Origin of the sequence: Bacteroides sp. OM05-10AA (genome assembly GCF_003439055.1) — a bacterium.
In the GTDB taxonomy this organism is placed as follows: Bacteria; Bacteroidota; Bacteroidia; order Bacteroidales; family Bacteroidaceae; genus Bacteroides; species Bacteroides intestinigallinarum.
Genome location: NZ_QSUR01000015.1, coordinates 95,375 through 108,576 on the forward strand (window position 1 = coordinate 95,375; position 13,202 = coordinate 108,576).

At 40.3% G+C, this 13,202-nt stretch carries 5 protein-coding genes; 2 read left to right on the forward strand and 3 right to left on the reverse strand.

What is annotated here, in order from left to right:
- Nucleotides 1–16: 16 nt before the first annotated feature.
- The 3 genes from DXB58_RS13425 to DXB58_RS13435 all read right to left on the reverse strand — a co-directional run bounded on the left by DXB58_RS13425 (nt 17) and on the right by DXB58_RS13435 (nt 9,774).
- Nucleotides 17–1,879, reverse strand: coding sequence for a RagB/SusD family nutrient uptake outer membrane protein (locus DXB58_RS13425; RefSeq protein WP_122137061.1), 1,863 nt, complete (start codon nt 1,877–1,879; stop codon nt 17–19).
- A gap of 9 nt (nt 1,880–1,888) precedes the next feature.
- Nucleotides 1,889–5,041, reverse strand: coding sequence for a TonB-dependent receptor (locus DXB58_RS13430; RefSeq protein ID WP_122137062.1), 3,153 nt, complete (start codon nt 5,039–5,041; stop codon nt 1,889–1,891).
- Nucleotides 5,042–5,796: 755 nt separating this feature from the next.
- Complete coding sequence (locus DXB58_RS13435; protein ID WP_122137063.1) at nt 5,797–9,774, reverse strand: hybrid sensor histidine kinase/response regulator transcription factor; 3,978 nt, start codon at nt 9,772–9,774, stop codon at nt 5,797–5,799.
- 371 nt (nt 9,775–10,145) lie between these two features.
- Between DXB58_RS13435 and DXB58_RS13440 the strand changes: the two genes are divergently transcribed.
- Nucleotides 10,146–10,595 (forward strand): hypothetical protein, encoded by a 450-nt coding sequence (locus DXB58_RS13440; protein WP_122137064.1) that lies wholly within the window; start codon nt 10,146–10,148, stop codon nt 10,593–10,595.
- An 86-nt stretch (nt 10,596–10,681) separates the two neighbouring features.
- The gene (locus DXB58_RS13445) at nt 10,682–13,153 is read left to right on the forward strand and encodes a glycosyl hydrolase 115 family protein (protein ID WP_233527295.1); all 2,472 of its coding nucleotides are present in this window, start codon (nt 10,682–10,684) and stop codon (nt 13,151–13,153) included.
- Nucleotides 13,154–13,202: the final 49 nt, after the last annotated feature.

Here is a 13,202-nt window from a genome sequence, read left to right on the forward strand (position 1 = left end):
AATTAATACGTTATGATTACCATCCTGGATTCTGACCGAAGCCTTCATACAGGTAAACATCATCCTTGAGCAACGGCAGCCAATAGTGGCGGTCAGTGAATTTCCTCTCTACCAACACCTCTTCGCGTAAATTCAATATTTCGTTTTCCTGCGGTTGTTCTTTATTATAGTTGTCGGTAGGCGCACGATTGAATTCAATCTTCGTCTTCAGAGTATAAGGTCTTTTATCGAGAAGCATCCAACGGCGAAGGTCCATAAAGCGGAAACCTTCAAAAGCAAGTTCAACAGCACGTTCGCGACGGACTTCACTAAGGAAATCGGTTGTATTTCCTGTAAATATATCAAGTACATCGGGCATACCGGCGCGCTCTCGAATCTTATTAATGGCAGCTTCTGCTGTCATATTGAAGGTGGTAGCTTTACCTTGAGGTGAACCATAGCCTACAGCTGCCGCCTCCGAATACATTAAGTAAACATCTGCCAAACGCATCAAACTCAATATCATGAAAAATTGCCCTCTACAATTGGCATTATTCACTATTTTCAAGCAACTTTTGCCATTCATATAACCAGTAAAACAACCTTTTTGCGTGTCTGCTTCTTCACTGTCCGCACCATTGGTATATAATTGGCAATATTGACCATTACCAGCCTCACCACACCATACGCCATCAAATATTATATCCTTATAAAAACGGGGGTCACGATTCTTCCATGGATATCTCGGGTCGTACCCAGATTCTGAATCCGCTTTTGTCATATCCTTAATAGGATATCCATTAGCCATACCGAAATAGTTTACATAGTTGGCTGTAGGATAGCATTTAATACCATCGTGAATCAGACTTCGTGGACGAAAATCCGTATTCATATTGTAAGCCCAACGCCCATCATATTCTAAAAGATTTTCACGAAAAATAGCCTCTTTCAATCCATTCAGTTTTCCTCCGGAATTATACACAACGAACAAGTCGTTATAATCTTCCATACTGGCCAGTTCATAACGTTTGGTTTCTTCTGTAATTTTCAGGGCTTCTCCAAGGGCATCAGCCGCGCGTTTACAACGTTCCACATCATACTCTCTTGCCCCCCCGGATGCCCAGTTCATCAGTGGACTTCCAGCCCAAAGCAGCGTCTTTCCTTTATATGCCATAGCCATGATCTTATTGATACGGCTATCATTCAATCCAAGGGTAGCAGCACCGGCAGTGGTTTGATCCCAATCAACCGGTAACAAAGGAATAGCATGGTCGAAATCGGCTACGCACTTTTCTGCACATTCCTGCCATGTAAGTCTTGAAAGGGTGGGGGCAACATCAGAGGCTAGCACTTCGTCAATATAAGGCATTCCACCCCACCACTCCATCAACATGAAATGAAACCATGCACGGAAGAAATAAAGCTGTCCTTCAATAAGATTCCTCTCTTCTTGAGTAGCGCTAATCAAGTTATCGAGATTAGCAATACCAATGTTTGCCTTACGAATGCCATACCAGCAATCTTTCCACAAATTCCCATGAGAATTTCTGCCCAGACCACCGGAACTGCGTGTCGTCGGATAAGAATAGTAACAGGTAGTCCATCCCCAAAAATCGCCATAATCTATATTGCGAGCAAAAAGACGAAGTTCTTGCGGTTCCCAATATTCATCTTCACCATAGTTGATACAAGTATGGTAGTCGTTGTTAGAGACTATCGGTATGCGGTTATAAAGTTCCTCTATGAAACCTTGAAAGTTCTTGAAATTTTTATACGGATCATTCTCCGCAATATCGCTATTCGGCGATTTGTCCAAATAGTCGGTACAGGAAGTGAACCCTATCATACCAGTCAAAGTTATGACCGACAGAAGAAATATTTTAATCATATATTTATTCATAGTCTTATATTATAAAGTTATGTCAATTCCTAAGTTGAAACGACGCATAGTTGGGTAAGCCCCATCTGAAGAACTATATCCGGTGTTAGATTCACGGTCATCCGGCATATCCGTCCACATATAAAGATTGTCACCGTTTAAATAGATACGGCAAGATTTCATACCCAGTTTCTTCAGCCAATTGGTCTTCTGGAAAGTATAAGACAGTTCAACATTCTTCAGACGTAAATAAGAGCCGTCATACCAATAACGCGTACCCGATGCAGCTCCGTCAATGGTTGTTCCCCACCGTGGTGTAGGTAAAGTGGCTGTTCCAGTGGGAGTCCAATAGTCACCTTCCGCATAAGCCACATGAGCGGTACTACGAAACGTCGGGAAATTCACTTCTCGTGTCACATTATTTACTCCATAGAATTGTGCAAAAATGCTAAATCCTTTCCATTCCACTCCTATTGAAGCATTATAGGTATTCTGGGGCATTGTAGAATATTTATAAGGTGCCTGGTCCTTAGAGTCAACCACCCCATCACCATTAAAATCGATGATGTTATAATCACCAGGAAGCTTCGCATCATTGCCTGTTGTCCAGACTGTACTTCCAATCACGTCATCCCATGTGGCAATATTACCATGATCGATGTAAGAATATACCTGATTGATAGCATGCCCTGCTCCTCTCTGAAAACCAGGTTTCAAGGCCGGATCATCACGATACTTCACTTCATTGACAGCATGGGTCATACTGGCATTAAGCCAAGTACGAATTCCGTTGTTAAACGTATGATTCAATCTTAATTCCAATTCATAACCATGGCTATCCACTTTACCTAAATTGGCATAAGGAGCATCTGTGCCGAAGTAAGAAGCTATGGCTCTTTCACTGCCTTTCACAAGAATATCGGTACGGGTATCATTGAATATATCAACCGAACCGGCGATCAATCCTCCAAGAAAAGCATAATCGATACCAAAATTCCGTTTTTCCACAGTTTCCCATGATATGTTCGGATTACCCAATCGTTTAATAGTATAAAAGGTATAAGGCGTATTTGACGGTTTAATATTGCCCATCATAACATTACCACCATAATCCAATTGATCTTTATACAGGAAACGTCCATCCGTGAATCTTTGCCAAGGCTGCACCACAGCATCGTCACCTACTCTACCCCAAGAAGCACGCAGTTTCAACATATCTAAGAATTTCAGCTTATTCTTAATAAATTTCTCTTCACTAAGCATCCAACCCAATGAGAAAGAAGGGAAGAAAGCGAAACGATAGTCAGGACCAAACTTTTCCGAGCCGTTATAAGCACCGTTAGCCTCGAAAAAATAACGCATTGCATAATTGTAGGTTAAGCGGAATACCCAGTCTTCCCTATAAATGGGGAATACCTTACCCGATGCCTCTTTCAATCGACTGAAAAGTCCGAGTGCTGTCACTTCATGCTTACCGAACGTACGTGAATAGTCCAGTTGCATAGAGTAATAAAGCTTACGATAAGTCGCATCGGTATTGACACTTCCGGCTTGATGTTGCCAAAGTATAGGATTGATAACTGCATCCAAACCAGCATCAGTATCATCTTTTTCCAAGAATATTTCACCAGTATCAGGTTTAACCCACATACGTTGTGAGTCGTGGAACTGGTCATTGATACCTCGTTTATTCTCAACAAAAGTATAATCCATTGAGAAGTTTGCCTTGAACTTCAGTCCTTTGGTAAGCATATCCAAGTCCTGTTCTAAGATAAAGTCCGAAGTCATCTTGGTAGTTGTACGTTTCTCCGTACCTGATGTAGCCAGTGAGTATACCGAATTAGGGACATCCGCTTTCCGAGGTTGATACCATCCCCACATACCGTTTGAATAAACCGGACGCATAGCATCAGGAGCCGACTTGTAAGCAGCCGCCCAATAGGATGCATCTTGGTCATTATAATCCCAAGGTACTGTACGTTGAGCATTTGAGCCAAACAGATTGGTGGAGAACTTAGTTGTTTTAGTCAAATTGAAGTCTAAATTACTTCGTACATTGATACGATTGTAACCGAAACCGGAATTATAACCCCGATGATTGTCATAGGTTTTAAACAGGTCTCCCTCACTTACAAAATCAGCCGCAGCAAAATAGCGAACAAACTTTGTACCACCGGATACGTTGACACTAGTGTTGTATGACATAGCCATATCCTTAAACAATGCTTTCTCCCAATCTGTGTTCGGATAGCGATCCCACTCTTCCGCATTAGCCGGATTACGATACTTATCAATGATGGAAGTCGGTGTATAATCGCTCCATCCTTTTGCATTAATGCAAGCCTCACGCTCAATAGAATTATTTAAGAGGTAGAAAGTATCATAAGCATCATACTTTTCGGGAAGCTTGGATGCAACCTTCGCTGTTACATTGGCCTTGATCTGTATACTAGCCTTTCCTTCCTTACCACGTTTGGTAGTGATGAGGATAACACCATTCGCACCTTTTACACCATACACAGCAGTAGCAGAAGCATCTTTCAGTACCGAAATATTCTCTACAGATGAAATATCCACCGAGCTCATTTCACGTTCAATACCATCCACCAATACCAAAGGCTCGCTATTATTCCATGAACTTTGTGTACGGATGATAATCTTAGGGTCTTCAGCACCCGGCATACCGGAAGAAGCAGAAGTGATAACCCCAGGCAAAGTACCTGTAAGTGCCGAGCCAAGACTAGTTACACCACCTGCACGTTCCAATGTTTTACCACTTGTTTGTGTAATAGCGCCTACTACACTTGCCTTCTTTTGTTGACCATAACCCACCACAATCACTTCATCCAACTGGACATTGTCGTCAGCCAACGTTACTTTGATTATTTTCTTTCCTGCAACTTTGACTTCCTGCGGAGTCATACCAATAAATGAAACAACAAGGGTTGCCTTGTCATTAGGAACAGTCAATTTAAAATTTCCATCCAGGTCTGTAATTGTACCTACAGTCTTCGAACCTTTCAAGGCAACACTTGCACCGATAATCGCTTCTCCATGTGAATCGACCACCGTTCCACTTACTGTCATTCCATTTTGTGCATAAGCCCCTAAACAGCTAAAAAGCAGAAGCAAAACCAGGTAAGAAATCTTTCGGAATTCTTGTTTTACATTTTTCATTACCATTAGTCTAAGATATTAATAATGTGAAAATCTCGTCTTTATTAAATTATTAGGTTAGTAGGGGGAACGTTCTTTCAACTATCATCTAAATTGTTTCTCATAAACTATTCACTTAAGGTTAATACTGATTTTATTCTTTGTCTTCAAATCATCCAATAGAGTCCTCCTTGAAGCACTACAAAGATAGAGGGATAATATCGAACCAGCCCGTCTTTTTGTTTCATTCATTCCCTGACATGTAACCTGATGTTACATTCATCATACATACACGTTTCATCCCTCTATATACATACGCTCAAATGCCTATAAACCATGGCTGTTTCATTAAGAACAAACTTCTTATCCATAGTGGGCAAACTTCTTATCTACAGTATATAAACTTACTTTTCATCAAGTCTAATCTATAATTGCAAGTTGCAATTATAAAAACGCAAGTTCCATTTATATAATTGCAAGCTTCATTTATATAATCAAAACTTGCATTTATAGTTTATAAGTAATAGAAAGAGAGTTTGCTCCCTATAAAAAGGAAGTTTACCCATAATCAAAAGGAAGTTATCTCCTAACACTTTTGTTCTCGGCTATATATCTCTGACTTCAACGTTCAACAGGACCTTGAATACAGAGATGTTTCGTGAAAGAGAGATGATAGAAAGCCCTTCACCCTTCACAATGCCCATCCTGTCGGCATTGTGAAGGGTGAAGGGCTTTATCATCAAAAGAAAACAAATGACGGAAAAGCGTATAATGCAAACTATTTATTCTTGATATTCTCTATCAGCATATTCTGAAGGAGCACATCCATAGAACTTCTTAAAAGCAATCGAAAATAAAGTAGGATTTGTGAATCCAACCAGATAAGCAATCTGTGAGATATTCACTTTCTTCTCTTTCAATAATTTTGCGGCTTGTTTCAGTCGAATATTGCGAAGAAATTCTGTAGTTGTATTGCCTGTCAGAACTTTCAACTTACGGTGCAGTTGGACACGACTGACTCCAACTGCCTCTGCCAGGTCTTCTACGCTGAACTTCGGGTCTTCAAGATTTTCATTGATGGCTTTCATCAACCGTTCCATAAAGAACTCATTATTGGCCTTAACTTCAATAGGTTTCATCTTTTCTTCTACCTCCTGATCCATGCCGAACCGTCCTTTCAAACGCACTCTGCCAGTAATCAGATTTTCACAAATCAAAAATAGTTCTTCAATTTGGAAAGGTTTGGTTAAAAAGGCGTCAGCTCCCACGTTCCAGCCTTTAAGACGACTGTCAGACTCTGTTTGTGAAGTTAAAAGCACAAAAGGAATATGGCTGATGTTCGCATTTCCTCTAGTCTTTTTCAGCAACTCAAATCCATCCATTTCCGGCATTACAACATCCGAAATAATCAAATCAATCCGCTGTTTCAAAGCTATTTGATAAGCTTCTACGCCATTGCAAGCTGTCACCACTTTATAATAGATTCCTAATTCCTGTTTTAAGTACTCGCGTATTTCCTCGTCGTCATCCACAACCAGAATTCTCCATTGAGTTTTGCTTTTCGACGTTTGCACTTTATTCTCTTCCTCTTCCCAATAGGCTTCTTCATTCAAAGCCAGACGTACAGGTTCCCCATTCGACGCAACTATATTCTCTGCCAACTCCTCCGGACTCAAATGTTCCTTACCTAAAGGGATACGCACAGCAAAACAACTACCTTGTTTATCGGTACGATTGGTAGCAGAGATCGAGCCATGATGCAATTCCACGAGCATCTTGGTCAGATTCAGTCCGATACCGAAACCATGAGAGTTAGAAGAAGCCTGATAAAATCTTTCAAATATTCTTTCCAGCTTCTTTTCATCTAATCCCATTCCAGAATCAACAACTGTGATTTCAGCATATCTGGATAGAGGACCACGTACGCTCTTGTCCTCATTTACAGTAAGCGTCAACTGAATTTCACCACCATCCGAAGTATATTTGAAAGCATTGACTATCAAATTCATCAGGACTTTATCAAAGTTATTACGGTCAATCCAGACAGGTAATTTCTCTGCTGTATGCACAAAGGCAAACTGAATGTTACGTTTGGTAGCCTGATAATCGAACATCTGAAACAATTCCTCTATGAATCCAACCAAATCGGTTTCACGACATTCGATCTTCATTTGCCCCTTATCTATCTTACGAATATCCAGCAATTGATTGATTAGATTAAGAATGCGGTTGGCATTCCGCTGCATGGTCAACAGGGCTTTCTTTCTGCTCTCTTCCTGTTCTGTTTTTATCAAAGCTGCCAATGGGCTAACAATCAGGGTTATCGGAGAACGGAGTTCGTGAGCTATATTAATAAAGAACTTCAATTTCTCTTCATTTAGCTCATCCTGGCGACGACGCCGTTGCCGCATATACCATGCGTAAAAGCCCCAGAACAGAAGTCCTGCACATATCAGTACGTAACCTATCCTAGCCCATAACGTATCATACCAGGGAGGAGCGATGTAAATAGAGAAAGAACGGACCGGAGATTTGCGCTCATTCTCGCATACACAGACTTCAAATGTATAGTGTCCCGAGGGGAGGTAATTATAAGTGATTCTATTTTCTCCGGAAGATGTACTTCTCCATACTCCACCCAGTTCAACCAAACGATATTCAAATCTGACGTTCTCCCGGTCACGAAATTCCATTGTAGAAAATTCAAAAGAAAAGATATCATTCTTATAAGTCAAATTGATTTGTCGAGCGTCCATCCAGACATTATCCGCAATCGTTTCTCCACCAAGACGGGTATCTGCACTGACTTCTTCATTATTCAAATAGACATGAGTCAGTTGAGGAGCATTCAGAGGCGATTGCCTTCCTATTGAATCGGGCATAAATCCGGTGATGCCTTGCAGCCCTCCCCAATAGATATTGCCACATTCACGCTGAAAATAGACACTTTTCAAATATTCTTTATCGACCAGTCCGTTACCAAAGAAATAGTTCACGATTTTCCTCTCGGGATCATGCAATCTGCACAAGCCATTGAAGGTGCTGCACCATATATCTCCATTCTTACCTTGCCCTAATCCGCAAACCATATTACTGGGCATTCCTTCCTCTATACCATAATGATTCAGCTTCAATGTTTTCTTATCATATTCGAACAGTCCATTATTGGTACCTATCCAGATATGACCGTTTTTGTCTTCCAGAAGTGCAAAACACAAATACGGATACAAATCCTTTTCGCATTCCAACTTTACAAATTCCTGTTTCACTGGGTCATAACAATTGACTCCCATACAATGTCCCAGCCAGACCAGTCCTTCCGAATCACACATGACCTTATTTGCCCAATTATTGGCAAGTCGCATGGTTGTTCTCAATTTGGTGGTATCACATATCTGTTTCAATGCACCCGTCCGTTTATCATACTCTGCAAATCCTTCTCCTAAAACTGATATATAAAGCATCCGGTTACGCCCCTCCACAATATTATGGATAGCTTTTCCTTGTAATAAAGGTAGTCTGTGGATGGTTCCTGTGCGTTCATCAAACTGGGAAAGCCCCGAATAACTACCCAGCCAAATTGTTCCTTCGCTATCATGAAGCATAGACAGGATGTCATCTCCTACCTCATAAGAAAGATAATTCTGCATATCTTCATCAATCCGAATGAGTCTTCCATTTGTTATACTAGTCCATATCCTGTGTTTTTTATCTTCATACACAAAAGATAAGGTATTTCCCAAAGAGGGCGAAAAGGTGGAAAAAGGCTTGAATTTAAACTGGGAAGACTCATTCGAAAGCATCACGACACCTTTCTTAAAGCCACCTATCCACAAATTCTCATCTTTATCTTCCATTAATGCATAAATTCGATCCTTCCCAAGTTCCAGTTGACCGTTAAACGTTTTTAAGGCCAACTTTTCCACATCCACAGAGTAAAGGCCATTATTTACAGTATTGACATAAAGTTCTCCACGTTTAGTGCATATCATTCCCCGCACACCAATAAAGGTATTATCCGGTTGTTCCATTCTGATAAGTCGATGCTCGTCTTCATTCCATAAATAAATACCGGCAACGGCTGCTACCCATGTCCGGCCTTTCAAATCTTCCAAAATGGTATACACTTTGCCCAACGCATCTGATGATGAGCTAATCAATTCAGCATCCTTTAAATCGGAAGTAATGCGAACTATCTTGCCATTGGGTAAAGCAATCCATATCCTATGACAGGAATCCTGATGGATATTATGCATAAAAGTGGAACTACAAAGGTCATTCACATGCACTAAAGAAGTGGCTTCCATCTTTTCCTTATCAATAGAGTAAACGCCATATCCTGCGGTAACCGCCCAAATCTCCCCTGTATTCAATTCTTGCAGATGCAATACAGACGGCTTGTTGCCATCCACAAAAGTAACATTCTTAAAGGCATCCTCATAAGGAGAGTAAAGTTGCAACCCTTTTCCGGAACCCACCCAAAGATCACCTTGCCGATCACAGAGAAGAGCTTCTATCAGGTTATTTACCAATGAAGTAGAATCCCGCTCATCATGAAAATAATTGGTAAACGTCCATCCATCGAATTTATTCAATCCATTTTCGGTCCCTATCCATACAAAACCATGGGCATCTTGCACGATGTTCTTTATTAAACTACACGACAACTTCCCTGATCCATACGAGCGTATCTGTTGAGCTTGACAAAACCCGACCATCAATAACAGAAGAATAGCAATCGATATTAGATTCTTTTTCATGAGTATTAGTTTATTATGTTTTGCAAATTTAGGAAAAAGCTTGAATCCTTGACAATCTTACACCTATATTTTATATTCAACTTAATACAACAAAGGTATGGTACCCCGAAATCAAAAGCAAAGATAGCTGATACAAGAATCTGAACCCTTGTAACCTTAAACTGCCATATTGTTTCATTTATACTATCCATTTGTTACATCACCCTTTTATATGTATCGAATGTAACATACACAATAGGATTGGTAACACTTATAAAATCAAAAGCAACTTCCGGCTACAAATCGGTAACAAGAACCGCCTTTCACTAAAAGACAATAAGCTATCTTTGCTACATACATATTTTCATTATAAATCAAAGAAAAAGAATAATATGAAGAAACTATTTTTATTCCTGCTTATATGTTCTGCCTCATTAATCATTCACGCACAGGAAAGCAAAAGGATTCCTTTCAATCAGCTTAGTTTCACTAAGTCCGTATTCGATGAAACACAAAACAAAGTGATCTTCAAAGGTGGAAAATGGAATAGCTTTATCAAGCTGCCTGCTTCCATCAACCAGGAATTGCCAAAATACAAATACATGGTCATAGATATACCCCAAAGTACAGTAATGATACGTATCAAATTCCAAGATAAAAATGGTCTGTATAAGGAGTTTTACCAACCAGCTGTGAAGTCTGAAATAAATAGAGAGATTAATTTATCTTTAATTCCTTTCATCAATGATGTGAAAGATATCAGAATAGAAGCAGCTCAAAGTGTGGATGAAACGGGAAACTACCACACTCTTTCTATTAAATCCATCTATCTAATTAATTAAAGACCAAAATGAAACAATATGGAAAAAAAGTCTCAATAATCATACCTTTACTGATTTTCCTAACATTAGCGCCTCCGCTGAAAGCTATGGAGAGATTTATTCGTTTCACCCCGGAAAACTCAACATTGGCATTAGTCACTCCACAGTCTCAATCGTTTGCAATCTGGTGTGACGAAAGAGAACATAAAGGAGTACTGACTGCTGTTCATAATTTACAAACAGACTTTGGCAAAGTGACTACTGCCACTCCCTGTTTATCGAAGGAAAAAAGGCAGGATGTTCGTATCATTATCGGCTCATTCGACAAAAGTCCGCTTATCCGGCAATTAGTAAAAGCAGGAAAACTGGACGCAAAAGAATTGAAAAACAAGAATGAGAAATTCATCATCACTACTGTTCATGCACCATTAGAAGGTTTAGATGGTGAAATTCTGCTCATAGCCGGAAGTGATAAACGCGGAACTATTTATGGTATTTATGAATTATCACGCCAGATAGGTGTTTCACCTTGGTATTGGTGGGCAGACGTCCCGGTCGCGCATCATAATAGCATATATATAAAAAAAGGAACCTACACGGATGGAGAACCAGCTGTAAAATATCGTGGTATTTTCATTAATGATGAGTGGCCTTGCATGGGTAACTGGACAACTTCCAAATTCGGTGGTTTCAACAGCAAAATGTACGTACATATATATGAATTGCTGTTACGCCTGAAAGCAAACTTTTTGTGGCCTGCCATGTGGAGTGCTGCTTTTTATGCTGATGACCCTCTAAACAGCTCTTTAGCAGATGAAATGGGAATCATTATCGGGACATCACACCATGAGCCAATGGCTCGTAACCATCAAGAATATGCCCGTAACCGGAAAGAGTATGGAGCATGGAATTATCAGACAAACAAAGAAGGTATAGACCGCTTCTTCCGCGAAGGAATCCAACGAATGAAAGGTAAAGAAGAAGTTGTTACTATCGCTATGAGAGGAGATGGAGATGCCCCGATGGGACCTGATACGGATACTCATCTATTAGAGGATATTGTAAAAGAGCAACGTAAAATTATCACAGAAGTTACAGGAAAACCCGCTTATAAAACACCTCAACTGTGGGCACTTTATAGTGAGGTATTGGAATATTATGACCAAGGCATGAAGATTCCCGATGATGTAATGATACTGCTTTGCGATGACAATTGGGGGAATGTGCGTCGGTTGCCGGAACTGAACGGGAAAAGACATCCTGGAGGATATGGTATGTATTATCACGTAGATCTTCATGGAGCCCCACGGGCTTACCAGTGGTTGAACATGACACAGATTCAACACATGTGGGAACAGCTATACCTGACTTATACTTATGGAGTAGATAAAATGTGGATTTTGAACGTAGGGGATTTGAAGCCAAATGAATATCCAATGGATTTTTTCCTAAATATGGCATGGAATCCCAATCAATTTAAACCAGATAATCTGAATGAATATACTTATAACTTCTGCAAACAACAATTTGGTTCAGAATATGCTACAGAAGCTGCCCGTATTTTAAGTTGCTATTGTAAATATGCAGCCCGCATAACAGCCGAAATGCTAGACCACCAAACATATAATTTGAACAATGGGGAATTTAAATCTGTAACCGACGAATTTCTGGCATTGGAAGCACATGCCTATCGTCAGTTTACAATGTTACCCCAAGAAATGAGGGATGCTTATCAGGAATTGATTCTCTTCCCGGTACAGGCTATGGCTAATCTTTATGAAATGTATTATGCTGTCGCCATGAATCGCAAACTGGCCTCAAACGGTGATCCACGCGCCAATGAGTGGGCAGACAGAGTGGTGTATTGCTTTCAACGCGATGCAGAACTATGCTCCAATTACAACGACCACATAGCCGATGGAAAGTGGAAACACATGATGGATCAAACGCATATCGGCTACACAAGTTGGGATGAACCCCAAAATGGGAACATAACACCCGAAATCACACGAGTAGATACGGCTCTTTACAAACCGGGAAACTACGAATATGAAGAAAAAGGAGGAGTGTTAGTTATGGAAGCAGAACGCTTTGCTGAATGTACGCAAGGAGACGGCACTCAATGGACAGTCATTCCGGATTTGGGGCGTACTCTATCAGGCATTACATTGATGCCTTACGGTCAATCGGTGAAAGGAGCTTCATTAACTTACCGTATGAACTTCAAATCAAATTTGAAAGATTTACGTTTGCGATTAATTCTAGACAGCACGCTTCCTTTTGTGAAAGAAGGCCATAGTTATGCTATTAGCATAGACGATGGCAAAGAGCAGATCATCCATTACAATTCAGAAATGACCTGGGCTAATTGTTATTCAAAAATGTATCCTGCCGGTGCGGCACGAATCATAGAATCGGTTGTTAATTTTCCGAATGTGAATATACAGAAAGGGAAACACATCCTCACTATCCAGCCGCTAAGTCCCGCCATTGTATTGCATAAGATCATCATAGATTGTGGTAGCGATGAAGCCAGTCGACTCAATCTTCAGGAAAGCCCTTATAGAAAACTTAAATAAAAATTAGAAAAAAAGAATCACAGTTTCTTTACTTTCGCATAAGTACCTA

What these genes read in the sequence shown, in the direction of transcription:
- DXB58_RS13425 (WP_122137061.1), bottom strand. Translation starts at nt 1,879, where the DNA reads ATGAATAAATATATGATTAAAATATTTCTTCTGTCGGTCATAACTTTG.
- DXB58_RS13430 (WP_122137062.1), bottom strand. Translation starts at nt 5,041, where the DNA reads ATGGTAATGAAAAATGTAAAACAAGAATTCCGAAAGATTTCTTACCTG.
- DXB58_RS13435 (WP_122137063.1), bottom strand. Translation starts at nt 9,774, where the DNA reads ATGAAAAAGAATCTAATATCGATTGCTATTCTTCTGTTATTGATGGTC.
- DXB58_RS13440 (WP_122137064.1), top strand. Translation starts at nt 10,146, where the DNA reads ATGAAGAAACTATTTTTATTCCTGCTTATATGTTCTGCCTCATTAATC.
- DXB58_RS13445 (WP_233527295.1), top strand. Translation starts at nt 10,682, where the DNA reads ATGGAGAGATTTATTCGTTTCACCCCGGAAAACTCAACATTGGCATTA.